28 protein-coding genes are annotated in these 25,630 nt (G+C 75.0%); 21 read left to right on the top strand and 7 right to left on the bottom strand.

The window, feature by feature from the left end:
• The first annotated feature begins 3 nt into the window (after positions 1–3).
• From ABT238_RS31960 to ABT238_RS31935, 6 genes are all read left to right on the top strand, one after another.
• Positions 4–1,392 (top strand): O-antigen ligase family protein, encoded by a 1,389-nt coding sequence (locus tag ABT238_RS31960; protein WP_350569472.1) that lies wholly within the window; start codon positions 4–6, stop codon positions 1,390–1,392.
• Positions 1,389–3,122, top strand: coding sequence for a lipid II flippase MurJ (locus tag ABT238_RS31955; RefSeq protein ID WP_350569474.1), 1,734 nt, complete (start codon positions 1,389–1,391; stop codon positions 3,120–3,122). Before ABT238_RS31960 ends, ABT238_RS31955 begins: the two co-directional genes overlap by 4 nt.
• A complete protein-coding gene (locus ABT238_RS31950; RefSeq protein WP_350569476.1) occupies positions 3,112–4,065 on the top strand; it encodes a polysaccharide deacetylase family protein in 954 nt (317 codons plus the stop codon). The genes ABT238_RS31955 and ABT238_RS31950 overlap by 11 nt, the downstream gene beginning before the upstream one ends.
• Positions 4,062–5,186: a glycosyltransferase gene (locus ABT238_RS31945; protein WP_350802238.1), complete on the top strand. Its 1,125-nt coding sequence runs from the start codon at positions 4,062–4,064 to the stop codon at positions 5,184–5,186. Before ABT238_RS31950 ends, ABT238_RS31945 begins: the two co-directional genes overlap by 4 nt.
• 65 nt (positions 5,187–5,251) lie before the next feature.
• Entirely contained in the window at positions 5,252–5,971 is a 720-nt protein-coding gene (locus tag ABT238_RS31940) for a YveK family protein (protein ID WP_350569479.1), read from the top strand.
• Entirely contained in the window at positions 5,968–7,134 is a 1,167-nt protein-coding gene (locus tag ABT238_RS31935; RefSeq protein WP_350569481.1) for a GNAT family N-acetyltransferase, read from the top strand. Before ABT238_RS31940 ends, ABT238_RS31935 begins: the two co-directional genes overlap by 4 nt.
• 25 nt (positions 7,135–7,159) lie before the next feature.
• Here the strand turns inward: ABT238_RS31935 and ABT238_RS31930 are convergent, their stop codons facing one another.
• Positions 7,160–8,449, bottom strand: coding sequence for a glycoside hydrolase family 26 protein (locus tag ABT238_RS31930; protein ID WP_350569483.1), 1,290 nt, complete (start codon positions 8,447–8,449; stop codon positions 7,160–7,162).
• A 387-nt stretch (positions 8,450–8,836) separates the two neighbouring features.
• On the opposite strand from ABT238_RS31930, the gene ABT238_RS31925 reads away from it, so the two are divergent.
• The 9 genes from ABT238_RS31925 to ABT238_RS31885 all read left to right on the top strand — a co-directional run bounded on the left by ABT238_RS31925 (position 8,837) and on the right by ABT238_RS31885 (position 15,774).
• The gene (locus ABT238_RS31925; protein ID WP_350802237.1) at positions 8,837–9,760 is read left to right on the top strand and encodes a PQQ-binding-like beta-propeller repeat protein; all 924 of its coding nucleotides are present in this window, start codon (positions 8,837–8,839) and stop codon (positions 9,758–9,760) included.
• Between the two features lie 199 nt (positions 9,761–9,959).
• Complete coding sequence (locus ABT238_RS31920) at positions 9,960–11,558, top strand: ABC-F family ATP-binding cassette domain-containing protein (RefSeq protein WP_350569486.1); 1,599 nt, start codon at positions 9,960–9,962, stop codon at positions 11,556–11,558.
• Positions 11,559–11,946: 388 nt separating this feature from the next.
• On the top strand, positions 11,947–12,180 hold the full coding sequence (locus tag ABT238_RS31915; RefSeq protein WP_350548483.1) for a helix-turn-helix domain-containing protein: 234 nt from the start codon (positions 11,947–11,949) through the stop codon (positions 12,178–12,180).
• Between the two features lie 232 nt (positions 12,181–12,412).
• Positions 12,413–13,219: an enoyl-CoA hydratase/isomerase family protein gene (locus tag ABT238_RS31910; RefSeq protein WP_350569488.1), complete on the top strand. Its 807-nt coding sequence runs from the start codon at positions 12,413–12,415 to the stop codon at positions 13,217–13,219.
• A gap of 164 nt (positions 13,220–13,383) precedes the next feature.
• Positions 13,384–13,902, top strand: coding sequence for an Asp23/Gls24 family envelope stress response protein (locus tag ABT238_RS31905; RefSeq protein WP_350802236.1), 519 nt, complete (start codon positions 13,384–13,386; stop codon positions 13,900–13,902).
• A 57-nt stretch (positions 13,903–13,959) separates the two neighbouring features.
• The gene (locus tag ABT238_RS31900) at positions 13,960–14,151 is read left to right on the top strand and encodes a hypothetical protein (protein WP_350569493.1); all 192 of its coding nucleotides are present in this window, start codon (positions 13,960–13,962) and stop codon (positions 14,149–14,151) included.
• On the top strand, positions 14,151–14,510 hold the full coding sequence (locus ABT238_RS31895) for a hypothetical protein (RefSeq protein WP_350802235.1): 360 nt from the start codon (positions 14,151–14,153) through the stop codon (positions 14,508–14,510). The genes ABT238_RS31900 and ABT238_RS31895 overlap by 1 nt, the downstream gene beginning before the upstream one ends.
• On the top strand, positions 14,507–15,139 hold the full coding sequence (locus ABT238_RS31890) for a DUF6286 domain-containing protein (protein WP_350569496.1): 633 nt from the start codon (positions 14,507–14,509) through the stop codon (positions 15,137–15,139). The genes ABT238_RS31895 and ABT238_RS31890 overlap by 4 nt, the downstream gene beginning before the upstream one ends.
• Positions 15,136–15,774 carry an alkaline shock response membrane anchor protein AmaP gene (locus tag ABT238_RS31885; RefSeq protein WP_350569498.1) on the top strand — a complete coding sequence of 213 codons (639 nt, stop codon included), beginning with the start codon at positions 15,136–15,138 and terminating at the stop codon, positions 15,772–15,774. Before ABT238_RS31890 ends, ABT238_RS31885 begins: the two co-directional genes overlap by 4 nt.
• A gap of 27 nt (positions 15,775–15,801) precedes the next feature.
• Here the strand turns inward: ABT238_RS31885 and ABT238_RS31880 are convergent, their stop codons facing one another.
• Positions 15,802–16,575: an SDR family NAD(P)-dependent oxidoreductase gene (locus ABT238_RS31880; protein WP_350569500.1), complete on the bottom strand. Its 774-nt coding sequence runs from the start codon at positions 16,573–16,575 to the stop codon at positions 15,802–15,804.
• Positions 16,576–16,799: 224 nt separating this feature from the next.
• Between ABT238_RS31880 and ABT238_RS31875 the strand changes: the two genes are divergently transcribed.
• Both ABT238_RS31875 and trxA read left to right on the top strand, forming a co-directional pair.
• Positions 16,800–17,246 (top strand): MerR family transcriptional regulator, encoded by a 447-nt coding sequence (locus tag ABT238_RS31875; protein ID WP_350569502.1) that lies wholly within the window; start codon positions 16,800–16,802, stop codon positions 17,244–17,246.
• 3 nt (positions 17,247–17,249) lie between these two features.
• Complete coding sequence (gene trxA / locus ABT238_RS31870; RefSeq protein WP_350569504.1) at positions 17,250–17,582, top strand: thioredoxin; 333 nt, start codon at positions 17,250–17,252, stop codon at positions 17,580–17,582.
• Between the two features lie 73 nt (positions 17,583–17,655).
• Here trxA and ABT238_RS31865 read toward each other — a convergent pair whose 3' ends face one another.
• Both ABT238_RS31865 and ABT238_RS31860 read right to left on the bottom strand, forming a co-directional pair.
• Complete coding sequence (locus ABT238_RS31865; RefSeq protein ID WP_350569505.1) at positions 17,656–18,453, bottom strand: SURF1 family cytochrome oxidase biogenesis protein; 798 nt, start codon at positions 18,451–18,453, stop codon at positions 17,656–17,658.
• A 31-nt stretch (positions 18,454–18,484) separates the two neighbouring features.
• Positions 18,485–19,483, bottom strand: coding sequence for a DEDDh family exonuclease (locus tag ABT238_RS31860; protein ID WP_350569506.1), 999 nt, complete (start codon positions 19,481–19,483; stop codon positions 18,485–18,487).
• A gap of 184 nt (positions 19,484–19,667) precedes the next feature.
• Here ABT238_RS31860 and ABT238_RS31855 point away from each other — a divergent pair, with 184 nt between their 5' ends.
• From ABT238_RS31855 to moaA, 4 genes are all read left to right on the top strand, one after another.
• On the top strand, positions 19,668–20,711 hold the full coding sequence (locus ABT238_RS31855; protein WP_350569507.1) for a zinc-dependent alcohol dehydrogenase family protein: 1,044 nt from the start codon (positions 19,668–19,670) through the stop codon (positions 20,709–20,711).
• Between the two features lie 249 nt (positions 20,712–20,960).
• Positions 20,961–21,317, top strand: a complete 357-nt coding sequence (locus ABT238_RS31850; RefSeq protein WP_350569509.1) for a DUF485 domain-containing protein — start codon at positions 20,961–20,963, stop codon at positions 21,315–21,317.
• Positions 21,314–22,924, top strand: a complete 1,611-nt coding sequence (locus ABT238_RS31845) for a monocarboxylic acid transporter (RefSeq protein WP_350569510.1) — start codon at positions 21,314–21,316, stop codon at positions 22,922–22,924. The genes ABT238_RS31850 and ABT238_RS31845 overlap by 4 nt, the downstream gene beginning before the upstream one ends.
• A gap of 92 nt (positions 22,925–23,016) precedes the next feature.
• Positions 23,017–24,006, top strand: a complete 990-nt coding sequence (gene moaA / locus ABT238_RS31840) for a GTP 3',8-cyclase MoaA (RefSeq protein ID WP_350569511.1) — start codon at positions 23,017–23,019, stop codon at positions 24,004–24,006.
• A gap of 20 nt (positions 24,007–24,026) precedes the next feature.
• Here moaA and ABT238_RS31835 read toward each other — a convergent pair whose 3' ends face one another.
• From ABT238_RS31835 to ABT238_RS31825, 3 genes are all read right to left on the bottom strand, one after another.
• Entirely contained in the window at positions 24,027–24,260 is a 234-nt protein-coding gene (locus tag ABT238_RS31835; protein ID WP_350569513.1) for a hypothetical protein, read from the bottom strand.
• Positions 24,261–24,584: 324 nt separating this feature from the next.
• Positions 24,585–24,971, bottom strand: a complete 387-nt coding sequence (locus tag ABT238_RS31830; protein WP_350802234.1) for a DUF3099 domain-containing protein — start codon at positions 24,969–24,971, stop codon at positions 24,585–24,587.
• Positions 24,972–25,075: 104 nt separating this feature from the next.
• A complete protein-coding gene (locus ABT238_RS31825; RefSeq protein WP_350569517.1) occupies positions 25,076–25,624 on the bottom strand; it encodes an RNA 2'-phosphotransferase in 549 nt (182 codons plus the stop codon).
• Positions 25,625–25,630: the final 6 nt, after the last annotated feature.

Genomic DNA, 25,630 nt, shown 5'->3' with positions numbered 1-25,630 from the left:
GCCGTGGCCCTGACCCTCGCCGCACCCCCGCGCCCCGCCGAGCTGTTACGGCGCGCGGGGCGCGTCGTCCACGAACGCCCCAGCCTGCCGGCCGCCGCCACCGTGCTGCTGGTGTGCGTCCCCACCGGGGAGAAGGACGTCGCCGCCGCCGTCCACGTCACGGCCGCCGACCTCGCCTCGCTCGCCCTGGTCGCGCTCACCGCCGTGAACCTGCTGCGCGGGCGCACCCCGGCGATCGGCCGCGCCGACGCCGTGCGGTTCGGCGCGATCGTGCTCGCCGCCGCGGTCGCCACCCTCGGCTCCATCGACCCGGCGACCAGCCTCACCGGCTTCGTCCGGCTCACCCAGGTCTTCGTGCTCGTGCCCGCCGCCGTGCTCTGCTCCCTGCGCGACCGCACCGACCAGCGGCTCGTCCTCGGCTCGTTCGTGACCGCCGCCCTGATCCAGGGCGTGGTCGGCGCCCACCAGTTCCTCACCGGCACCGGCGCCTCCTACACCGGCCGTCCGATCCGCGCCGTCGGCACCTTCGGCGCCCTGGACATCATGGCGATGTCCACCGTCGTCAGCTACGGCCTGCTCGCCGCCCTGGCGCTGGGCCTCGGCGAGCGCGACGCCCGGTGGCGGCGGGCGCTGTTCGTCACCGCCGCCTTCCTGGCCTTCCCGCTCGCCGTCTCCTTCAGCCGCGGCAGCTGGATCGCCACCGCCGCGGCCGCCGCCGTCCTGCTGCTGCGCGCCGACGCCCGGCTCGCCGTCCGTGGCGCGGTGCTCGGCACGGCCGCCGCCGTCGTCCTGGTCGGCGGGTTCGGCCTCGGCGGCTCCGGCGTCACCGCCCGGCTCAGCTCGATCGGCTCCGTCTCCGAGGCCCCCGACCAGTCGGTCTCCGACCGCTACGACCTGTGGGCCACCGCCGGGCGGATCTGGCAGGACCACCCCGTCTCCGGCGCCGGACCCAAGGCCTTCCAGCAACTGCGCGACAGCCACGCCCCGTTGCGGCTCTCCTCCGGCAGCGACGCCGCCGACGCCACCATCGGCTTCCAGCGCGAACCGCTGCTCTCCCCGCACAACATGTACCTCCTGGTGCTCAGCGAACAGGGCCTCCTCGGCATCGCCGCCTACGGCCTGCTCTTCCTCGGCCTGCTCCTCGGCTGCCTGCGCACCGCCCGCGGCCCCGGCCTCGCCGCGCTCGCCCTGCTCACCTGGGTCCTGGTCGACTTCCTCTACGCCGACATCGGCGGCACCACCACCGTGCTGACCTCGGTCGTCCTCGGCCTCGCCGCCCACGCCGCCCGCCCCGTGACCACCCGCCCGGCCCGCCCGTCCCGCCCCGAGCCGAAGGGCAGCGGGTCGGAGCGCCCCGGAGGCGAGCGGGCGACAACCGGAGCCGGCGCATGACCACCGACCGGCCGACCACGCTCGGCTCCCCGTCGCTGCCCGCCCCCCGGCAGGCACCGCCCGCCGCCGCGCCCGCCGCCGGCCCGCGCCGCGGCTTCCTCGCCAGGGCCTTCGGCGTCACCGCCGTCCTCAGCGCCGCCGGCTCCGCCCTCGGCCTGCTCCGCGACCTCCTGCTCGCCCGCTACTTCGGCGCCAACCAGGGCACCGACGCCTTCCTGGTCGCCTGGACGGTGCCCGAGACCGCCGCGCCGCTGCTCATCGAGGACGCCATGTCCTTCCTCATGGTGCCCGCCTTCGCGCTCGCCCTGGTGCTCCGCGAGGAGCGCCCCGACGGCCCCGACCCGGTGCGCCAGCTCGTCCGCGCCACCCTGCCCTGGCTGCTGCTCGCCCTCTCCACCCTCTCGCTGGGGGCCGCGCTCGGCGCCCCCCGGCTCGTCGGCCTGCTCGCCCCCGGCCTGGCCGACCCGCACCTCGCCGTCACCTGCACCCGGATCACCGCGATCACCGTGCTGCCGTTCGGCGTGGCCGGCTACCTCGCCGCCGCCCTGCGCGCCCACCACCGGTTCACCGCCCCGGCCGGCATCTACGTCGCCTACAACCTCGGCATCCTCGGCGTGCTGCTCACCTGCCACGCGCTGTGGGGGGTGCGCGCCGCCGCGATCGGGGTGGCCTTCGGCAGCCTGCTGATGGCCGGCCTGCTGGTCGGCCCGTTCCTGCGCCGGCTGCGGTCCGGCCCGGGCCGCCCCGGCGCCGCCCGGCGCTCCCGCAACGCCCTGGTGCTGATCCCGCTCGCCCTGCTGCCGGTCGGCGTGTTCACCCTCACCCGCCAGGCCCAGGTCTTCATCGAACGGTTCCTCGGCTCGGCGCTGCCGCCCGGCACCATCTCGCACCTCAACTACGCGGCCAAGGTCTCCCAGCTCGCCATGACGGCCGGGATCCTGATCTGCACCGTCACCTTCCCGCTGGTCGCCCGGGCGCTCGCCGCCGGGGACGTCACCGCCGCCCGCGACCGGGTGGAGAAGGACCTCGGCCAGGCGGCCGCGGTCGTCCTGCTCGGCACCGCCTTCCTGATGGCCTGCGCCCCCTCGGTGGTCGAGCTGCTCTTCGAACGCGGCGCCTTCGGTCCCCGGGACACCGCCGCCACCGCCGCCGTCATCCGGGTCTACAGCTTCGGACTGCTCGCCCAGGCGCTGATCGGCGTGATGATCCGCCCCTACTTCTCCCTGCGCCCGGTGGTCCGGCGGGCCGGCGACCCCAGCCCCGAGGACGGCGGACGCCGGCTGCTCGACTGGTACCCGGCCGCCGCCATGGCGCTCGGCCTGGTCGTCACCGTCACCGTCGGCCTGCTCGCCACCCCCCGGTTCGGCGCCCTCGGCCTGGCCGCCGGCAACGCGGCCGGCATCACCACCACCGCGGCGCTGCTGCTGCACGGCCTGGTCCTGCGCGGCATCCCGCTGCGGCTGCGCCGCGTCCTCGGCGGCCACGCCCGGCTGCTGGCCGCGGCCGCGGGCGCCGCCGCGCTCGGCACGCCCGCCGCCGGCCTCGCCGCCGACCCCCTGCTCTCCACCGCGCTCGGCGGGCTCACCGTCGCGCTGGCCTTCGCCGCCCTGGGCACCGGCCTGGGCGCCCGCGAGGTCCGCGGCCCCGTCCGTGCCGCCCTGCGGGTCCTGGGACCGGTCCCCGGCCCGTCACCTGTCGCCGATGAAGGGAAGCCTCCCCATGGATGCTGAACGGGGATCAGTCCGGTCGTTCCCGTCGGGCGCACGCCGGCTCGCCGCCCCGGCGGCCGTCGGCCGGCGCACCGACCTGCCGCGCACCGACGCGTCACGGACCGGTACGCCGCGCTCCGCCATCCGCAGACCACCGGCGCAACTGCCCAGAAGCCGGCGCCCGCTGCCCGAGGCGCCGCTCACCGAGACCACCTCGCCGTGGATCCTGATGTACCACTCGGTGGCCGTCGAGAAGGAGGACCCGTACCAGCTGACCGTCAGCCCCGAGCGGTTCGCCGAGCAGATCGCCTGGCTGCACCGGCGCGGCCGGCGCGGGGTCTCGGTGCGGGAGCTGATGCGGGCCCGGGCGGCCGGGCGGGCCGACCGGCTGGTCGGCCTCACCTTCGACGACGGCTACGCCGACTTCGCCCGGTACGCCGTGCCGATCCTCCAGGCGTACGGCTTCACCGCCACCGCGTACGTGGTCGCCGACCTGCTCGGCCGCGCCAACGACTGGGACACCGAGGGCCCCCGGAAGACCCTGCTCACCGTCCAGGAGGTCACCGACCTCGCCGCCGCGGGCTGGGAGATCGGCTCGCACGGCCTCGGCCACCAGGCGCTCACCGGCCTGCCCGCCGACGTCCTCGCCGCCCAGACCAGGGAGAGCCGCCGGGTCCTGGAGGAGGTGGTCGACGGGCCGGTCACCGGCTTCTGCTACCCCTACGGCGCGGTCGACCTGGCCGCCACCCAGGCCGTCCGGGACGCCGGCTACGACTACGCCTGCGCGATCGGGCACTCCCCGCTCACCGGCCGGTACGCGCTGCCGCGCTGCTACGTCGGCGACCGCGACGGCGCCTGGCGCCTGCGCGCCAAGCGCGGCCGCCACCGGCTGCGCGACACCGTCGCCGAGCTGCGCCGCCAGCGCCTGGCGGCGCGCGCCGACCGCCGCCGGAGAGGGCAGTGAGGATCCTCCACATCGTCACCGGCCTCGCCTCCGGGGGAGCCGAGCGCCAGCTCCAGCTGCTGCTCCGCCACCTGCCGGCCCACCAGCACTGCGAGGTGCTCGCGCTGACCAACCCCGGTGCGGTGGCCGCCGCGCTGCGCGCCGAGGGCGTCACCGTCCACCACCTCGGCATGCGCGGCAACCGGGACGTCGGCGCGTTGCCCCGGCTGGCCGGCCGGATCCGGGCCGGGCGCTACGACCTGGTGCACACCCACCTCTACCGGGCCGGACTGTACGGCCGGGCGGCCGCCCGGCTGGCCGGGGTGCGGGCGGTGGTCGCCACCGAGCACTCGCTGCACGCCGGGGTGATCGAGGGCCGCCCGGTCACCCGCGGCGTCAAGGGCCTCTACCTGGCCGCCGAACGTCTGGGCACCACCACCGTCGCGGTCTCCCGGCAGGTCGCCGGAACCCTGCACGCCTGGGGCGTCCCGGCGGCCCGGGTCGAGCTGATCCCCAACGGCATCGACGCCGCCCGCTACCGGCGCCCGTCCGCCGACCGGGCCGCCACCCGCGCCCGGGTGCGCGCCGAACTCGGCCTGCCACCGGGGAGCTGGGTGGTCGGCGGGATCGGCCGGCTGGTCCCGGGCAAGCGCTTCCCGGTCCTGCTGGAGGCGCTGGCCGGGCTGGACGGCGCGGCCCGCCTGGTCCTGATCGGCGAGGGCCCCGAGCGGACCGCCCTGGAGCGGCGGGCCGCCGCCCTCGGCGTGCGCGACCGCCTGGTGCTCACCGGCGAGCGCGACGACGTGCCCGACCTGCTCACCGCCCTGGACGTGCTCGCCGCCCCCTCCGCCGAGGAGACCTTCGGCCTCGGCGTGCTGGAGGGGCTGGCGGCCGGCCTGCCGGTGCGCCACAGCGCCTGCCCGGCGCTGGACGAACTGCCGCCCGGCGCCGCCCCGCAGGCCCGCCGGATCCCCTCCGAGGCCGCCGCCTACACGGCCGCGCTGCGCGACCTGCGCGACCGGCGCCGCCTCGACGGCCACACCACCGACCCGCTGCCCCGGCCCCCCGCGGTCGGCCACTACGACATCGTCCGGGTGGCCGCCGACCTCGGTGCCCTCTACGACCGGCTGGCCGGGGTTTGAGCCGACAGCACCCCCGCAGTCCCCGGGCCGCCGGCCGGGCGGCCCCCACAGCCAAGGAGTTCCCCATGACCGAACCGCGCAGTAGTGTCCGCCGGCTGGTCGGCCGCTGGTGGCCGGTGGTCCTCGCGGTGCCGCTGGGTGCCGTCGCCGGAGCCGGGTACGCCCTCGTGGCCCAGCCCTCGTACGCCGCCAACTCCTACGTGATCGTGGTGCCCGAGAACCAGGGCGAGGCCGTCACCGCGGTCAACTTCGCCCAGGCGTACGGCCGGCTGGCCGGTCAGCCGCAGGTGCTCGCGGGGGCCGCCGCCGAGACCGGGCACGGCCTGGGCGAGCTGGAGACCCTGGTGCACGGCACCACCTCGCCGGACGCCCCGATGATCGAGATCACCGGCACCGGCGACCGGCCGCAGGAGGCCGTGCTGGCGGCCGACGCGGTGTCCCGCTCGCTGGTCGCCTTCGCCAACACCACCAGCAAGGAGACCGGCGTGCGGCTGGTCCCGCTGGCCGCCGCCGCGGAGCCCGAGAAGCCGACCACGCCCTCCGGCCGGCTGGACGTCGCGGTCGGCGGCGCGGCCGGGGTGCTGATCGGCGCGCTGGTGATGATGACCCGCCGCCGGAACGGCGCGCCGGCCGAGGCGGGAGCGGCCCCCGCGGGGGAGGCGCCGGCCGCGACCACCCCGCGTCCGCGCGCCGCCGTACCCGAGCCCGCCGCCGTACCCGACCCCGCCGCGGTACCCGAGCCCGAGCCCGTCGGGGCCGGGGCGGCCTCCGGGAGCGGACGATGAGCACCGAGGCCGTCACCCCCGTGGCCGGCCTGCCCGCCCAGGCCCGCGCCCCCCGCTGGACCACCGAGCTGCGCCGTGAGGACGACGCCCTCGACACCCTGGCCGAGGAGTGGGACGACCTGGTCGCCCGCTGCCGGACGGCCACCTTCTTCCAGTCCGCCGCCTGGCAGTGCTCCTGGTGGCGCCACTACGGCACCCCCGGAGCCCTGCTGGTGGTGCTGGTGCGCCGGGAGGGCCGGCTGGTCGGCGCGGGCGCCTTCCGCCGGCGCGGCGGCCCGTTCGGCGGCCTGACCGGCCTCGGCGCCGGGCTGATCGACTTCACCGACGTGCTGCTGGACGACGACTGCGCCGACCGCGCCGCCGCCGAGTTCGCCGCGGCCCTGCCGCTCACCCGCCCCTGGCACAGCCTGGAGCTGCGCGAGGTCCGCCCGGAGGCCGCCGTGCAGCGGGTCTTCGACCAGTGGCGCGGCCGCCGCCGCCGGTACGCCGACTCGCTCTGCCAGTACCTGCCGGCCGCCCCGATGGACCAGTTGCTCAAGCGGGTGCCGGGCAAGACCGCCCAGCGCACCCGGGTCAAGCTGCGCAAGATCGCCGAGTCGGGTGTGGAGGTGCGGGCGACGAGCCCGCAGGAGGTGCCGCGGGCGCTGGACGGGCTGCTGCGGCTGCACTTCCTGCAGTGGCAGGAGCGCGGCGTCACCCCGGAGCACCGCACCGAGCGGTTCGCCCGGCACCTCGCCGAGTCCACCGCCGGGCTGGTCGCCACCGGCCGGGCGGCCGTCCACCAGTTCTGGCTGGACGGCGAGTTGGTCGCCGTCGACCTGGTGCTGCTCTGTCCGTCCTTCAGCGGCCTCTACCTGTACGGCGCGCACCCGGAGCTGCGGGAGCGGCTGGACATCGCGGGCCTGCTGTTCGGTGCCGCGCTGGACGAGACGCTGGGCGCCGGGATCCCGGTGATAAGCCTGCTGCGCGGCCAGGAGCCGTACAAGCAGCGCTGGCGCCCGGACCGGCTGCCCAACGAACGGCTGCTGTTCGGCCCGCGCGGCGCGGCCCCGGCGGCCGCCGCCCGGAGCGGCGCGGTACGCGGCCGGCGGGCGGCGGTGCACCTGCTCAGCACCCGGGCGCCGCGCCTCAAGGAGGCGCTGGCGGCCCGCCGCCGCAGCTGAGCCCCCGCCCCGGCCCCGCCGGCCGCTACGGGAGCCCGAGCAGGCCCGCCGGCGGGGTCGGCGGGGCGGGGGCGATCGGCGCGGTGGGCGCGGTCGGAGCGGTCGGCGGCACCGGGATCCCGGGCCCGACCGGCAGACCGGGGACCGGCGGCGCCGTCGGAGCGGGGCTCGCGCCGGCCGACGGCGCCGGCCCGGTCGGGGACGCTGGTGAGGCCGGGGACGCCGGACCGACCGAGGGCGCCGGCGCCGCCGGGGCCGCCGGCGCGGCCGGTTCCGGGGCCCCGGGGGAGCCGGTCATCAGCTGCCGGAAGCGCGCGCTGGAGCGCGGGTTGCGCTCGCACTGCCAGAAGCCGTGCGGACAGTAGTCGGTGACGGTCTGGTACGCGGTGTCGTGGGTGCGGATCCACTCCACCATCCGCTGCACGAACTCCGGGTTGTCCCCGTTGCGGAACAGCCCCCACTCCGGGTACGAGACCTGCTTGCCGCGCTTGGCCGCGAACTCCACCTGGTCCTGCAGCCCGTACGGCTCGCGCACGTAGTCGTCGAAGGTGCCGCCGGCCGGCTGGTCGTAGTTGTCCATGCCGATGATGTCGACCACGTCGTCGCCCGGGTAGCACTTGGTCCACGGGATCGCGTCCAGCCCCCGGTTGGGCGCGAAGTCGAAGCGGAAGCGCTGCCCGGGCACCGAGCGCATCACCGTGACGATCCGCCGCCAGTAGGTCTTCCAGGCGGCCGGGTCGGGCTTGCAGCGGTGGGTGTAGGTGACGCCGTTCATCTCCCAGCCGAGGGTGAGCACGGTGTCCGCGCCGCCGAGGGCGACCAGCCGGCGGGCCAGCCGCAGGAAGTGCCGGTCGAAGTCGCCGCGGGCGCCCTGGCCGAGCAGCCGGGCCACCTCGCCGTCCGGCACGCCTGTCTCGCTCGGGACCAGCATCGGCACGCCGAGCACGAGCATCCGGGACGGGTCGGCCTGCCGCCACTGCGACCACATGGCGAGCACCATCGGCTCGCCCTCGATGTCCGCCCAGCCGTTGCCCGCCAGATAGGTGTGGCCGACCTGGAGGTTGGCGTCGCCCAGCCACTGCGCGTAGCGGCCGATCTGCGGGATGTAGCTGTCCCAGGAGCCGACGAAGGCCCCGAAGGGCGGCTCGTGCGCCGGGCGCTGGACGGCGGGCCGCGGGGCGGGGGCGTGGGGCGCGATCGCGTCGGAGGACAGGGAGTGCCGCTCGGTCTGGCCCAGCGGGGTCCCGGCGGGGACGCTGGCGGTGGTGAGCAGCAGCAGGGTGGCGGCGGCGAGCGCCAGGCGGCCGAATCGCATGGTGTCTCCTCGGACGTCGCCCCGGACGGTGCCACGGGCTGGGCGGAGCAGGGCTGGACGGATCGGGGAGGGCCACGCAGAGTGGCGGACCCCTTGCCGACAGTAGGGCCGACCGGGCGAGGAAATGCCGAATGTCACCCTAAAGTGGGCGATATTCGAACGCCGTTCAGGTGTGCCGTGTATCACCTCCGTAACGGTCCTGGTGGCCCCGGGCGCCCTACCGCGGAGCCCCGTTCCGGGGCCCGCCGGGCCGGTGCGGGCCCCGACGGCGCAGGTCGGCGGGCGGGCCCGCCCGGGGCGCCGGGAACCGCCGGGCGGGGTTCGGCCGTTCGGCCGTACGGGAGAGCCCGGCTGACTCGCGCGGGTGCCGAAAGGTACGCTCCGCCCGTGTCCTGGAAGTCGCGTGCCCTCAGCCCCCGATCGATCCTCCCTGCCCTGGCGGTGCTGCTGGTCCTTGTGGCGGGCGCCGCCGCGCACGCCAACAAGCCGGTCCCGTTCGGCGACCGGGTGGCCGCGAAGGGCGCCGCGGAGGCGAGCGCGGACCCCACGGCCTCGCTGGACGCGGCCGACCTGGACCTGCGGGTGGGCCCGGGCCTGGAGGCGTACCACCGGGCCACCGGCGAGCACGCCTGGTCCTACCAGCGGGAGGGCGCCACCGCGCTCCACCTGGAGATGGCCGGGGAGAACGCCGTGGTGGTCTGGGACGACGGCCTGGTCACCTCGGTGCGCCCCGGCGACCAGCAGGTGCGCTGGCACCGCGCGGTGCCCGGGCTGGCCGACTGGCTGCGCGGCGCGGGCGAGCCCGGCGCCGACAAGCGCACCGAGGAGCAGCGCAAGCAGCAGGCGAAGGTGCGGGCGGCGGCCTCGCTGTACACCGTGCAGGAGTCCGCGCCCTGGGTGGCGGTGGTCACACCGGAGCTGACGATGGGTTTCCGGGACGCCGACGGTGACCTGCGCTACAACTCCAAGCCGGCCGGCAACTGCGTCTACGACCCGGAGCGCACGGCGGCCACCGACTTCGCGGTGCTGGTGCCGCGCAGCTGCACCAACGGCAGCGGGCAGCAGGTCTCCGGCGGGATCTCCGGCTACCGGCTGGACAACACCGGCTGGCAGCTGAACGCCGGTCCCGGTGTGACGATGAAGGCGCTGGACGGGCGCCGGGTGCTGATCTCGGACGGGCCGATCGTCGCGCCCAAGGTCTTCGACACCCGGGCGGCGGCGCCCGAGGCGGCCTGCGGCAGCCCGGCCGAGCCGTTCGCCGCCGTCCCGCCGGTCGGCGGCTGCGCCGGGGACGGCGCGCGGCAGCAGTAGCGGCCGGAGCGGACCTCGTCCTCGGGGGTCACCCGAGCGGCCCGGTAGACTTGCCGTCATGGCTGTTCTCTCCGGGCACTGACGGGCGAGCGGCGCCGCCCCGCGCGGTCCGCCGAGCCCCCGTCGACGACGCCCCTTCCCGCCTCCCGGCCCGAACCTCGTCCGGTCGCCCGCCCACGTCCCAGGAGTAGTCCCAGCCATGATTTCCGCCAACGGCCTCGAACTGCGTGCCGGCGCCCGGATCCTGATCGAGTCCGCGAGCTTCAAGGTCGCCCCCGGCGACCGGATCGGCCTGGTCGGGCGCAACGGCGCCGGCAAGACCACGCTCACCAAGGTGCTGGCCGGCGAGGGCATCCCGGCGGCGGGCACGGTGACCCGCTCGGGCGAGGTCGGCTACCTGCCGCAGGACCCGCGCACCGGCGACCTCGACGTGCTCGCCAAGGACCGCATCCTCTCCGCCCGCGGCCTGGACAGCGTGCTGCGCAAGATGCGCGAGAACGAGGACCGGATGGCGAACGGCAAGGGCGCCACCCGCGACAACGCGATGAAGAAGTACGCCCGCCTGGAGACCGAGTTCCTCACCAAGGGCGGGTACGCCGCCGAGGCCGAGGCCGCCACCATCGCCGCCGCGCTGGGCCTGCCGGACCGCATCCTCAACCAGGAGCTGCACACCCTCTCCGGTGGTCAGCGCCGCCGCGTCGAGCTGGCCCGGATCCTGTTCTCCGACTCCGACGTGCTGCTGCTCGACGAGCCGACCAACCACCTCGACGCCGACTCGATCGCCTGGCTGCGGGACTTCCTGAAGACCTACAAGGGCGGCTTCATCGTCATCTCGCACGACGTCGACCTGGTCGAGACGGTCGTCAACAAGGTCTTCTACCTGGACGCCAACCGCTCCACCATCGACGTCTACAACATGGGCTGGAAGCAGTACCAGCAGCAGCGTGAGGACGACGAGAAGCGCCGCAAGCGCGAGCGGGCCAACGCCGAGAAGAAGGCCGCCACGCTGAACGCGCAGGCGGACAAGATGCGCGCCAAGGCGACCAAGACGGTGGCCGCGCAGAACATGGCCCGCCGCGCGGAGAAGCTGCTGTCCGGGCTGGAGACGGTGCGGGCGAACGACAAGGTCGCCAAGCTGCGCTTCCCGGACCCGGCCCCGTGCGGGAAGACCCCGCTGACGGCTAGCGGACTGTCCAAGTCCTACGGCTCGCTGGAGATCTTCACCGACGTGGGCCTGGCCATCGACCGGGGCTCGCGGGTCGTCATCCTGGGCCTCAACGGCGCCGGCAAGACCACCCTGCTGCGGATGCTGGCCGGGGTGGAGCAGCCGGACACCGGCGAGGTGATCCCGGGCCACGGCCTGAAGATCGGCTACTACGCCCAGGAGCACGAGACGCTGGACGCGGACCGCTCGGTGCTGGAGAACATGCGCTCGGCGGCGCCGGACATGGACCTGGTCCAGGTCCGCAAGATCCTCGGTTCCTTCCTGTTCTCGGGGGACGACGTGGAGAAGCCGGCCGGGGTGCTCTCCGGTGGTGAGAAGACCCGTCTCGCGCTGGCCACCCTGGTGGTCTCCAGCGCCAACGTGCTGCTGCTCGACGAGCCGACCAACAACCTGGACCCGGCCAGCCGCGAGGAGATCCTCGGCGCGCTGCGCGAGTTCTCCGGTGCGGTCGTGCTCGTCACCCACGACGAGGGCGCGGTCGACGCGCTCCAGCCGGAGCGGATCATCCTGCTCCCGGACGGCGTCGAGGACCTCTGGAGCCCGGCCTACGCCGACCTGGTCACGCTGGCCTGATCCCTTTCTCCCGGAGCCCGGTCGTCCGTACGGACGACCGGGCCTTCGTTTTGCCCTCCGGCCGGCCGTCGACGGGCCCTCCCCTCTTTGGGCCAGAAAAACTAGTCCTTCCGGCGTGTCCGGGAATGAAGGGGTCCTGCATTCCGTTTGAGGAGCTTCCGTCGGCCCGCCACCCGATCGTGACCGGGACCACGCTGCTGATCAGCCCTTTCGCGTCGAACGGCGGCACGCTCCCGGGGGCGTGCACTCAGCGTGAGCGCCCTTGTGCGCTCGGATCACCACCGCAGGACCGCCCGTTCCGGGCATGGACCTTGTCGAATGGGTGGCCAGGACGCGGTGGATGGGTGATCATGGGAATCTGACCGAGCAACGCTACGAGGAGGCACGGGTGGCCGAGACTCTGAAAAAGGGCAGCCGGGTGACCGGTGCCGCGCGTGAGAAGCTCGCGGCCGATCTCAAGAGGAAGTACGACTCCGGGGCGAGCATTCGCGCCCTCGCGGAGGAGACCGGTCGCTCGTACGGCTTCGTGCACCGCATGCTGAGCGAGTCCGGAGTGATTCTCCGGGGCCGCGGCGGTGCCACGCGGGGCAAGAACAAAGCTCCTGCTGGAGCTGGTTCCTGACGCTCCGTCAATTCACTGGACGGATGACTCGGCGGCAGGGCGCCGACCGGAGGGACGACCGCTGATCGTCCGCCCCCGGCCAGAGCGAACCGGCCGCCGATCGTCATGCCGGGCCGGCGCGCCGCCCCGGCCGCCCGTCGCCGCGTGGTGTCCGCCGGCCGACCCCTGCCGTCGCGCCGCCAGTTTTGTTACTCTCCGGTAGCCAAGCACCCTCGCCACCGGAGGTCCCCGCATGACCGCTCCCGCCACCGATCCGCAGACCCCGACCCGGGAGCAGGACGGCGTCCGTCTGGAGATCGACGGCGAACTCGCCGTCGTCACCCTCTGTCAGCCCAAGCGGCGCAACGCCCAGTCGCCCGCCCTGTGGCGCGCCCTCACCGCCATCGGCCGCGAGCTGCCCGGGACCGTCCGGGTGGTGCTGCTGCGCGCCGAGGGCGTCTCCTTCTCCGCCGGCCTCGACCGCGCGATGTTCACCCCGGAGGGCATCCCCGGCGAGCCCGGCTTCCTCCAACTGGCCGCCTCCGGGGACCAGGAGCTCGACGAGACCATCGCCGGCTACCAGGAGGCCTTCACCTGGTGGCGCCGCCCCGACCTGGTCACCGTCGCCGCCGTCCAGGGCCACGCCGTCGGCGCCGGCTTCCAGCTCGCCCTCGGCTGCGACCTGCGGGTGGTCGCCGAGGACGTCCAGTTCTCCATGAAGGAGACCTCGCTCGGCCTGGTCCCCGACCTCACCGGCACCAAGCCGCTGACCGAACTCGTCGGCTACGCCCGGGCGCTGGAGATCTGCGCCACCGGCCGCTGGGTCGGCGCGGCGGAGGCCACCGCGATCGGCCTGGCCAACCTCGCCGTGCCGGCCGCCGAGCTGGACGCGGCCGCCCGCGACCTCGCCGCCGCCCTGCTGGCCGCCCCGCGCAACGCCGTGATCGAGACCAAGGCCCTGCTCCAGGGCGCCGCCGGCCGCTCCTACGACGAGCAGCGTTCGGCCGAACGGGCGGCACAGGCCCGCCGGCTGCGCGACCTCGCCGGCCTCGGCGACTGACCGGCCCGGACCGCACCGCAAGGCCCGGTCCGTGGGGCGCACCCACGGACCGGGCCTTGCGGCGTTCGGGCCGTCCGGGCCGCTCAGGGGGCGGGATTCGTGGCGAAATGTCAGAGTTGGAGCGATTTGCGATATAGCTGGAGCCGCACGACGGGAGATGAGCCATGCCTGACACTCCGACGCCCGCCACCCTGCACAAGAACGCCCCGCACGGTGCCCCCACCCCCGCCGCCTCGCCGGCGAGCCCGGGGGCCGCCTCCGGGTCGGTCGGCGAGCGCGGCCGCACGGCGCTGGCCGTCGGGGTGGTCGAGAAGATCGCCGGGATGGCCGCGCGCGAGATCAACGGCATCCACGCCCTCGGCTCCGGCCTCGCCCGCACCTTCGGCGCGATGCGCGACCGGGTCCCCGGCGGGCGCGGCAGCGTCGGGCGGGGCATCAAGGCCGAGGTGGGGGAGAAGCAGACCGCCATCGATATCGCGCTGGTGGTCGAGTACGGCGTCGTCATCCCCGAACTCGCCCGCCAGGTGCGGGAGAACATCATCGACGCGGTCGAGCGGATGACCGGGCTGGAAGTCGTCGAGGTCAACATCGCGGTCAACGACGTCCACCTGCCCGACGAGCCCGACGTCGTGGAGGAGGAAGAGGAGGTTCCCTCCTCCGGACAGCGGCCCAAGCTGAAGTAGTCGGCGGCGCCAGCCGGCGCGAGACGGCGGAACACGGCGGAATACGAGGTGGAACGGATGAACCTGGCCATCGTCGGCCTGGTGGTGGGAATGGCGCTCGGCTTCGCCGGATACTTCGGCGGCTTCGCGGCGTTCCTGCTGGTGGCGGCGCTCGGGGTGGTCGGTTTCGTGGTCGGCCGCCTGCTGGAGGGCGACCTGGAGCCCGGTGAGCTCGGCGAACTGCTGCGCAGCCGCGACCGGCGCCGCTGATGGCGGCCCTCGTCCCGGTACCCTCCCGCCGGGAGCCCGGCGCCCGCGGCCGGCTGCGGATCGCCGACCGCGTCTACGCCCGGATCGCCGCCCGCGCCGCCCGTGAGGCGCTCGCCGACGCCTGGCAGGGCCGGAGCGCGCGCGGCGGCCCGCCGAGGGTCACCGTCACCGGCCCCGCCACCCCGAGTGCCCCCGTCACCGTCCGGGTCTCCGTCGACCTGCCCTTCCCGGCCGACCTCGCCGCCCTCGCCCGCACCGTCCGCGACCGCGTCACCGCCGACACCCGCACGCTGACCGGAACCCGGGTGGCCGAGGTCGTGGTGGTGGTCGAGCACCTCGTCCCGGACGGTGCCCGATGAGCAGCCGGGAAGGGGCGGCCGAGGAGGCCCCCGGGCCGCCCGGGCCCGCGCCGGTGAAGGTGCGCCGGCCGCGTGCCCCGCGCACCACCGCCGCCACCGTGGTGGCCACCGTGCTGCTGGTCGTCGCCGGGGGGCTGCTGTACGACGTGATCGCCGTGCGGACCGGGCACCAGGCCCGGCAGTGGCGCGCGGACCTGGCCGACGAGCTGGCCACCCGGCACCTGGACGACCCGGCGGTGCTGATCGGCGCCGGCGTGGGCGCGGTGCTCGGCGGCTGGCTGCTCTGGCTCGCCCTCGCCCCCGGTCTGCGCCGCTGGCTTCCGCTGCGCCCGCACGGGGACACCGCCGCGGCCATCGACCGGGCCGGGGTGGCCGCCCTGCTGACCGACCGGGCCGCCGAACTGCCGGGTGTGGAGCACCTGCGGGTGCGGGTCGGCCGGCGCCGGGTGCGGATCGCCCTGGCCGGCCCGGCCGATCCGGCCTCGGTCCAGCGCCGGCTGCGCGAGGAGCTGGCGGCGGTCACGCTGGCCCGGCCGCTGCGGCTGGACGTGCGGATGGCGGGCCGGCGGCGGCGCGCCGGGCCGTCGCCGGAGGACACCGCGGCCCCGGTGGGCGGTGGCGCCGGGTGAGCCGGGGCACGGTCAACCGGCTGCTGCTGGGGGTGGTCGGGCTGGCGCTGCTGGCCGCCGGGGTGCTGGTGCTGGCCGGCGGGCTCGATCTCTACGGGCGCCTCGGCGTCGACCCGCCGTCCTGGTGGCCGCTCACCTCGCCCGACCAGCCGGTGGTGAGCGGGCGCTCGCGCACCCGGTGGGTGGCGGAGTCCTGGTGGTGGCCGGTGGTGATCGCCGGGCTGGCCGTGGTGGTCGCGGGCATCGCCTGGTGGCTGCTGGCGCAGTTGCGCCGCACCGGTCCGACGACCGTGGTGCTGCCGACCCCGGAGACGCCGGGACTGCGGCTGCGGCTGCGGACCAAGGCGCTGGAGGAGGCGGTGGAGAGCGACGCGGTCGTGCTGCCGGAGGTCGAGCGGGTGGGTGTGCGGCTGGTCCGCGACCGGCGGCACCCGCGGCTGCGGGCGGCGGTGCGGATGACCCCGGGCGGCGATCCGGCCGCGCTCGCCGAGCACTTCGAGACCGGCCCGCGCAGCGGGGCGCGGGCCAGCCTGGGCCTGCCGGAGCTGCCCGCGGACCTGCGGATCCGGGTGGTCGCGTCCCGGCCGGAGGTCACCCGGCGGCGGCACCGCCACAAGCGGCCGCGGGTCGCCTGAGCCGCGCGGCCGCTCGCGGCGGGGTGCTCAGAGCCCGCGCAGCGCGCCGCCGTCCACCGGGACCATGACCCCGGTGAGGTAGGAGGCGGCGGGGGAGAGCAGGAAGGCGGCGACCTTGCCGAACTCCTCGGGGGTGCCGTAGCGGCCGAGCGGGATGTCGGCGCTGTGCCGGGCGCGGGCGGCCTCGGGGTCGCCGCCGAGGGCGTCGAGCTCGCGCACCCGGTCGGTGTCGATCCGGGCCGGCAGCAGGCCGACCACCCGGATGCCGCGCGGGCCGAGTTCGTCGGCGAGCGACTTGGCGGCCATCGCCAGGCCCGGGCGCAGCCCGTTGGAGATGCCGAGGCCGGCGATGGGCTGGCGGACCGAGCCGGAGAGCACGAAGCCGATCACCCCGCCCTCGCCGAGCGCCGCGGCGGCGGTGCGGGCGATCCGCAGGGCGCCGAGGAAGACCGACTCGAAGGCGCCCCGCCAGGCCTCCTCGGGGGCGGTGGCGACCGGGCCGGCCTGCGGTCCGCCGACGCTGATCAGCACGCCGTCCAGCCGGCCGAAGCGCTCGACGGCCGCCGTGACCAGCCGTTCGGCGGTCGCCGGGTCGGCGTTGTCGGCCACCAGTCCGTGCACCGCCCGCGGCCCCTCGCCGAGGGCGGCGAGTTCGGCGACGGCCGCGTCCACCGCCTCCGGGCTCCGGCCGGTGACCAGTACCCGGGCGCCGTCGGCGGCGAGCTCCCGGGCCGTGGCCAGGCCCAGCCCGCGGGTCGCGCCGGTGACCACGTACACCTTGTTCTGCAGTCCGAGATCCATGGGGGCCATCCTGCCGGGTCGGCCCGGACGGCGGGTAACGGGACCCGACGGCGCCGAGCGGGTGGTCCGTGGCACTGAACGACACCCAGCACTGAACGACACCCGGCACCGGACGACACCCGGCACCGACCGGCCCGCTCCGGCGCTGGCGTTGACGCCCGCGTCAAGGTCTACCGTCGTTCCCGGCGGCGTTCGAACGGCGGCCGGAAGGGCAGGGGCCGGACATGCGGATCGGTGAGCTGGCGAAGCGGGCGGGGACGACCACCCGGGCACTGCGGTACTACGAGCAGCTCGGGCTGCTCCCGGCCCGGCGGGCCGGCAACGGCTACCGCGCGTACGGCGAGGAGGACCTGCGGCTGCTGCGGCAGATCCGCACCCTGCAGGACTCCGGCTTCGGCCTGGAGGAGACCAGGCCGTTCGTCGAGTGCCTGCAGGCCGGGCACCCGCACGGCGACTCCTGCCCGGCCTCGCTGGAGGTCTACCGGAGGAAGCTGTCCGAGCTGGACGAGTGCATCGACCGGCTCCAGGAGGTCCGTGCCCGGGTGTCCGAGCAGTACGCCCGGGCCGAGCGGGAGCGCGACGCGCTCGCCGCGGGGGCCGCCACGGAGGCGCCGCAGTGCGAATGGGCCGCACCGGCGGCCCTCGACCGGGACGAGTGGGAGAAGAGGTAGGCCATGGTGCAGATCGCAGGGGTGGCGACGGTGACGGACGAGACCTTCGCCGCGGAGGTGCTGGCCGCAGAGGGGCCGGTGCTGGTGGACTTCACGGCGGACTGGTGCCCGCCGTGCCGGCAGATGGTGCCGGTGCTGGCGGAGATCGCCCGGGAGGAGGGGCACCGGCTGACCGTGGTCAGCGTGGACGTCGACCACAATCCGCAGACCCAGGCGGCCTACGGGGTGCTGTCGATGCCGACGCTGATGGTGTTCCGCGGCGGCGAGCCGGTGAAGTCGGTGGTCGGCGCCCGGGCCAAGGCCCGGCTGCTGCGCGACCTGGCGGACGTGCTCTGAGCGGACGTGCTCCGAGCGGACGGGCTCCGAGCGGACGGGCCCGGGCCGGAAACGGGCCCGGGCCCGGACGGGCTCAGGCGGGGACGGCGGCCGTCAGGCCCTCGGCCTCGGCGGCCTCCTTGCGGCGGTCCTTGGCCTCGCGCCGCGCCATCACCACGAAACCGACCGGGATCAGCGCGGTGAACAGCCACCACTGGATCGCGTACGCCATGTGCGGGCCGATGTCGGAGTGGTTGGGCTCGCGCAGCAGCTCGGGCTGGTCGGCCGGGGCCGGTTCGGTGGCGGTGAGCTCCAGGTAGCCGCCGAGCAGGGCGGCGCCGCTCTCCTTGGCCTGCTGGGCGCTGTTGATCAGGGTGAACTGCCGGTCCGGCAGGCCGGCCCGGTCCTTGACGCTCCCGGAGGCGGACTCGTCGGCCCGCAGCCGGCCGGTCAGGGTGACCTGGCCGGCCGGTGCGGCGGGGACGGCCGGGTACTCGGCGGCGGAGGTGCCGGAGGGCACCCAGCCGCGGTTGACCAGGACGCTCCCCTTGCCGTCGGCGAGCACCAGCGGGGTGACCACGAAGTAGCCGATCTTGTCCCCGCTGGAGTCGGTCCGCTTGCGGACCACGAACTCGTGCGCCGTGTCGTACTGCCCGGTGGCCGTCGCGGGGCGCCAGGTGAGGTCCTTGGGCACGGCGAACCCGGGCGTGGCCGACAGGGTGTCGTACGGCACGGGCTCGGCGGTCAGGGCCTGGGCGATCAGCTCGTTGCGGTCCACCCGTGCCTCGTGGCGGTGGAACTGCCAGAACCCCAGCCGGATGGTCGTGGGGACCAGCAGCACGGCGATCAACAGGGTGATCAGCCAGCGCCGGGAGAGCAGAAAACGGTACACATGGGCACGGTACGCCCTGTTCACAACCGGCTCATGCACCGGGGTGCGGGGCGACCTCGCGCAGCAGTTGGAGGAAGGCGTCCTCGCCGACCACCGGGGTGCCGACCTCGCGGGCCTTGCGGGCCTTGCCGCTCCAGCTGTCCGGCTCGTTGGTGACCAGCAGGCTGGTGAGCCGGCTCACGGAGGTGGCGATGTGCAGGCCGGCCTCGACGGCGCGGTCCTCCAGCAGCTCGCGGTCGGTGGCGGTGTCGCCGGTGAACGCCACCCGCATGCCCTGGACCAGCGGCTTGCCGTCCTCCCAGCGCCCGGGGTTCGGGTAGGGGCACGGCGGGCGCTTCTTGGCCTGCCGGTACGCGGCGCCGGTCCAGGAGCCGCGGGCGGGCGAGGAGGCCGCGTCCTCGCCGAGGTCGGTGACGGCCACGCAGGTCTGCAACGGCAGCGGGACGCCCCCCGAGCGGGCCAGCCGGAGGCTGGGGCGGAAGGCCTCGGCGAGCACCCGGGCGTCGTCCAGCGCGTTGTGCGCCTGGCGCTGGTGGACGCCGAAGTACGCGGCCAGCGAGGACAGCTTGCCGTTGGGCAGCGGCAGCCGCAGGTCGCGGGCCAGCACCATGGTGCACAGCCGCTGCTCGACCGGGGCGTGCAGGCCGGCCCGGGAGAACTCGCGGGAGATCATGTTCCAGTCGAAGAGCGCGTTGTGGGCGACCAGCACCCGGCCGCGCAGCCGCTCGGCGAACTCGTCGGCGATCTGCGGGAAGGTCGGGGCGCCGGCCAGCAGGTCGTCGGTCAGGCCGTGGATCCAGACCGGGCCCGGGTCGCGCTCCGGGTTGACCAGGGTGTACCAGTGGTCGACGACGTCGCCGTCCTCGTCCAGCCGGTAGACGCCCGCCGAGATCACCCGGTCCGTGCGGCCGAGGCCGGTGGTCTCGACGTCCACCACCGCGAAACCGCCGGCGGGGGCGGCGGAGCGCTGGGCCGGGACGGCCGCGGTCCGCGGCGCCGCTTCGGGGGTCTCGGGCTGGAAGGCGTACATGGTCCAACAGAATAAGGCCCTCCGGTGACCGCGGACGGCGGTTCGCCGCGACCCCGGGGTCGCCCGGAGGGTTGGGAGGGGCGCGCCGGAATAGAGTGGACGGTGCAGTCGTCGTACATCTGGTCGATTGTTTTCCGGTTGCCCGCACCACCCCGGCGGGCACCTCTGCGAAGGACGAAGCCCCATGCGCGCCACCGTCATCCACGGTCCCAACGACATCCGGATCGAGGAGGTGCCGGACCCGGCCGTCCGGCACCCGACCGACGCGGTGGTGCGGGTGGTGAACGCCTGCATCTGCGGCAGCGACCTGTGGGCGTACCGCGGTGTCTCCTCGCGGGTGGCCGGGCAGCGGATCGGGCACGAGTTCCTCGGCGTGGTGGAGGAGGCCGGCGCCGAGGTGCGCGGCTTCCGGCCCGGCGACCTGGTGGTGGCGCCGTTCGTCTGGTCGGACGGCACGTGCGACTTCTGTCGCGAGGGCCTGCAGACCTCCTGCCCGCACGGCGGCTTCTGGGGGCAGGTCGGCTCGGACGGCGGGCAGGGCGAGGCGGTGCGCGTCCCGTTCGCGGACGGCACCCTGGTGAAGCTGCCCAAGGAGGCGCAGGGCGACGAGAAGCTGCTGCCGGGGCTGCTGGCGCTCTCCGACGTGATGGCCACCGGCCACCACGCGGCGGTCTCGGCGCGGGTGCGGCCGGGCGCCACCGTCGCGGTGGTCGGCGACGGCGCGGTGGGCCTGTGCGGGGTGCTGGCCGCGCACCGGCTGGGCGCCGGGCGGATCATCGCGCTGGGCCGGCACACCGCCCGCACCGACCTGGCCCGCCGCTTCGGCGCGACGGACGTGGTGGCCGAGCGCGGCGAGGCGGCGGTCGAGGCGGTCCGGGAGCTGACCGGCGGGCAGGGCGCGCACGCCGTGCTGGAGGCGGTCGGCACCGAGGAGTCGATGCGCACCGCCGTGTCGATCGCCCGGGACGGCGGCGCCGTCGGCTACGTGGGCGTGCCGCACGGCGGCAGCGCGGGCGTGGACATCGGCCAGATGTTCGGCCGCAACGTCTCGCTCAACGGCGGCGTCGCGCCGGCCCGCGCCTACATCCCGGAGCTGCTGCCGGACGTCCTGTCCGGTGCCATCGAGCCGGGCCTGGTCTTCGACCGCACCGTCGACCTCGACGGCGTTCCGGACGGCTACCGGGCGATGGACGACCGTTCGGCCCTGAAGGTGCGGATCGCTTTCTGACGTACCGCTGTTGACGCGCCACCAGGGGTGGTCCGGTTCGCCGGGCCACCCCTTTGGTGTGCCCGGATAGGTGGTTTTCGATCGGGCGGTTACGGCGAAAGAGTGAATGTTTGACTGATCACGGTCAAACTCTTCCGAGTGAAGCGCGACCCTCCTAGCATTGCGCGGCGCCCATCCGGATTGTGACTTCGCTCACGTCCGATCGTTTCCACTGGTGCGACCGCTACGCCGAAGGAGTGAGGAGACAGAGTGGAATCGCCGCCGATCACCACCGCCCCCAGCGAAACCCAAGTCATCGAGGAGAGCGCGGAGTTCCGCACCCTGCGGCGCTCGTTCCGGAGCTTCGCCTTCCCCGTCACCATCGGTTTCGTGGTCTGGTACCTGCTCTACGTGCTGCTCTCCGGCTACGCCCCCGCCCTGATGGCCACCAAGGTCGTCGGGCACCTCAACATCGCCCTGGTCCTCGGGCTGCTGCAGTTCGTCTCCACCTTCGCCATCGCCGCCTGGTACGCGCGCTACGCCGACCGGAGGATCGACCCGAGCGCGGCCGCGATCCGCGAGGCGCGCGGTGCGGTTGTCCGTGCCCCCCGGGAGGCCGCCGAATGAACCTGCTCGCCAGCTCCGCCACCGACCACCGCGGCCTCACGATGACCCTGTTCGGGGTCTTCGTGCTCGCGACCCTCGGCATCACCGTCTGGGCCGGACGGCAGACCAAGGACGCCGCCGACTTCTACGCCGGCGGCCGCGCCTTCTCCGGCTTCCAGAACGGCCTCGCCATCTCCGGCGACTACATGTCCGCCGCCTCCTTCCTCGGCATCGCCGGCGCCATCGCGCTGTTCGGCTACGACGGCTTCCTCTACTCCATCGGCTTCCTGGTCGCCTGGCTGGTCGCACTGCTGCTGGTCGCCGAACCGCTGCGCAACTCCGGCCGCTACACCATGGCCGACGTGCTGGCCTTCCGGATGCGCCAGCGCCCGGTGCGCACCGCCGCCGGGATCTCCACCATCGTGGTGTCGATCTTCTACCTGCTCGCCCAGATGGTCGGGGCCGGCAGCCTGGTCGCCCTGCTCCTCGGGGTCAGCGGCGACGGCGCCAAGCGGTGGACGATCGTCGCGGTCGGCGCCCTGATGGTGCTCTACGTCGCCATAGGGGGCATGAAGGGCACCACCTGGGTGCAGATCGTCAAGGCGGTGCTGCTGATCGCCGGCACCGCGCTGATGACCGTGCTGGTGCTGGCCAAGTACCACTTCAACCTGTCCTCCCTGCTCGGCGCCGCCGCCGACGCCAGCGGCAAGGCCAACGCCTTCCTCGAACCGGGTCTCAAGTACGGCGCCACCGGCACCAGCAAGCTGGACTTCCTCAGCCTGGGCCTCGCCCTGGTGCTCGGCACCGCCGGCCTGCCGCACATCCTGGTCCGCTTCTACACCGTGCCCACCGCCAAGGCCGCCCGGAAGTCGGTGCTCTGGGCGATCGGCATCATCGGCGGCTTCTACCTGATGACCCTCGCGCTCGGCTTCGGCGCCGCCGCGCTGGTCGGCCCCAAGGCGATCAAGGCCGCCAACGCGGCCGGCAACACCGCCGCCCCGCAGCTCGCCGAGAAGCTCGGCGGCGGCGCGGGCACCACCGGCGGGGCGGTGCTGCTCGCGGTGATCTCCGCGGTCGCCTTCGCCACCATCCTCGCCGTCGTCGCCGGGCTCACCCTGGCCTCCTCGGCCTCCTTCGCCCACGACCTCTACGCGAACGTCATCCGGCGCGGCAAGGTCTCCGAGCGCGAGGAGGTGCACGTCGCCAAGTGGGCCGCCGCCGGGATCGGCGCGGTGGCGATCGTGCTCAGCCTGTTCGCCGACAAGCTCAACACCGCCGCGCTGGTCGCCCTGGCCTTCGCGGTGGCCGCCTCGGCGAACCTGCCCACCCTGCTGTACTCGCTGTTCTGGAAGCGGTTCAACACCGTCGGCGCGGTCAGCTCGGTCTACGCCGGACTGATCTCCTCGGTGGTGCTGGTGCTCTTCTCCCCGGTCGTCTCGGGCGCGAAGAACTCGCTCTTCCCGCACTCCGACTTCCACTGGTTCCCGCTGGAGAACCCCGGCCTGGTCTCCATCCCGGTCGGCTTCCTGGCCGGCTGGGTCGGCACCGTCCTCGCCCGCCGCGAGGCCGACCCGGCGAAGTACGCTGAACTGGAGGTCCGCTCGCTCACCGGGCTGGGCGCCCACTGACGGACAAACGATGACTAAGCTGGCCCGGCCCCGCCGTGACGGTGGCCGGGCCGGCCGCCTTCCGGCGGCGCCTCACTCGGGAAGGGACCGCCGTGCTGCTCGACACCTTCGGCCGCCGCGCCGTCGACCTGCGGGTCTCCCTCACCGACCGGTGCAACCTGCGCTGCACCTACTGCATGCCCGAGGAGGGCCTGCAGTGGCTGGCCAAGCCCGAGCTGCTCACCGACGAGGAGATCGTCCGGCTGGTGACCGTCGCCGTGCGCGACCTCGGCGTCCAGGAGGTCCGGTTCACCGGCGGCGAGCCGCTGCTGCGCCCGGGGCTGGTCGGCATCGTCGAGGCCTGCGCGGCCCTCGACCCGCGCCCGGAGCTCTCGCTCACCACCAACGGCATCGGCCTCGCCCGCACCGCGGCGGCGCTGCGCTCAGCCGGCCTGGACCGGGTCAACGTCTCGCTCGACACCCTCGACGAGGACACCTTCCACACCCTCACCCGGCGCCGCCGCCACCCGGACGTGCTGGCCGGCCTGGCCGCGGCCGAGGCCGCCGGGCTCACCCCGGTCAAGCTCAACGCGGTGCTGATGCGCGGCGTCAACGAGCACGAGGCGCCCGGGCTGCTCGCCTGGTGCCTGGAGCGCGGCTACGAACTGCGGTTCATCGAGCAGATGCCGCTGGACGCCCAGCACGGCTGGGACCGCTCCGCGATGATCACCGCCGAGGAGATCCTGGAGCGGCTGTCCGCCCGGTTCGCGCTCACCCCCGAGCCCTCCGCCACCCGCGGCGCGGCGCCGGCCGAACGCTGGCTGGTGGACGGCGGCCCGGCCCGGGTCGGCGTGATCGCCTCGGTGACCCGCCCGTTCTGCCGGGCCTGCGACCGCACCCGGCTCACCGCCGACGGCCAGGTCCGCAACTGCCTCTTCGCCACCGGCGAGACCGATCTGCGCACCGCCCTGCGCTCCGGCGCCGGCGACGCCGAGCTGGCCGAGCTGTGGCGCGCCGCGATGTGGGGCAAGAAGGCCGGCGCCGGCATCGACGACCCGGACTTCCACCAGCCCGTCCGCCCGATGTCGGCCATCGGCGGCTAGCCGGGGACGGGCTCCGGGGCTCAGTCCTCCTCGGGGGTCCACTCGGCGAAGCCGACGACCTCCTTGAGGAAGCCGCGCACGCCCAGGAACTGCGAGAGGTGCTCGCGGTGCTCGTCGCAGGCCAGCCAGGTCTTGCGGCGGTCCGGGGTGTGCAGCTTGGGGTTGTTCCAGACCAGCACCCAGACGGCGTCCGCGCGGCAGCCCTTGGCGGAGCAGATCGGGGTCTGCGGCTGGGGGGCGTCGGGCAGCAGCATCGTCGGTCGTCCTCGGCGGTCGGCGGGGCGTGGTCACCGCCAGTCTGTCACGCGCCCTGCTGAGAACCGCGAGCGAGCCCGAGCACGTGCGAGCGGCCCGGAGGCGAGCCGAACCCCGGACGGAGAGGGCTGCGGGCATGGCGACGCCGGGCAGCCACGGGGGGAGCCGCCCGGCGTCGGTCCGTCGCTCCGACGGGGGATGCGGAGCGCGTACGCAGTATGTCACGGCGTGGGGTGGGTATGGGGAGGTCTTGCATGATTAATCTGAGCTTCTTTTGAGCTTTCCAGCCGGGCAACGGGTGGATAGTGGCTCAAAACGGACGGTCAGCTCACGTCCTGTGAAGAATCCGTGGGCACACGCCCGGCCCCATCAGCACCCTGCGTCACATCCGCACCGCGGCCACCGGTGCCGCCCGGGCCCAGCATCAGCGGCGTGTCCGGCGGCACGTCGAACGTGGACGGCAGGCCCGGGGCCCGCTCCCGGCCCGCGTTGGCGAGCAGCACCGCGAAGTACGGCAGCAGCACCCCGCCCGCCAGCGCCGCGAACGCCAGCCACCGCTGGACGTCCCACAGCACCACCGCGAGCAGCACGCAGAGCATCCGCAGCAGCATCGAGGCCACGTACCGGCGCTGCCGTCCTCGGACGTCCTCGCTGAGGCTGCTGCGGGCCCCCGTGATCCGGTAGACCTCGCCGTCGGCGCTCTTGCCCATGTCCCAAACCGCCCTCGTTCACGCACCCGCGCGCCTCGCCGCGCGGCCTCCTCACGGTACGCCGGGAGGCGGCCGCCGACGAGACCGGGTCCGCGGACATGCTCCTAATGGCCCTGGGAGAGGTACTCCGGGGGCACCGTGTCCGTCAGCCAGACCCCGTTGGCGCTCACCCGGAACTCGTGCCCCGCCGCCGCCATCGCGGCCGCGTCCACCAGGAGCACCACCGGCCGGCCGTGCCGGGCGCCCACCCGGGTCGCGGTCTCGGTGTCCGCCGAGAGGTGGACGTCCTGCCGGGCCATCGGGCGCAGGCCCTCCCGGAGGATCGCCGGCAGGCTCCGGGTCGCGGTGCCGTGGAACAGCACCGGCGGGGGCTCGGTGGCGGCCAGCCCGAGGTCGACCGCCACCGTGTGCCCCTGGCTGGCCCGGATCGAGCGGCCGTCCGGCGAGTAGGCGAAGCGGCGCTTGTTGTTGGTCGCCACCACGTGGTCCAGCTCGGCCCTGGTCAGCCGGGTGCCCCGGGCCGCCAGCGCGCCGAGCAGCACGTCCACCCCGACCCAGCCGGCCGGGTCCAGGGTGACCCCGACCCGGCCGGGGTCGTGCCGCAGGATGCGCGACAGCGTCTTGCTGGTCCTGACCACGCGCTTCTCGTCCATCGGCTC

It is taken from the genome of Kitasatospora sp. NPDC001527 (genome assembly GCF_040298605.1).
GTDB lineage: Bacteria > Actinomycetota > Actinomycetes > Streptomycetales > Streptomycetaceae > Kitasatospora.
Note: the sequence above shows the minus strand (reverse complement) of the source record. Positions and strands in the feature narration are given on the sequence as shown.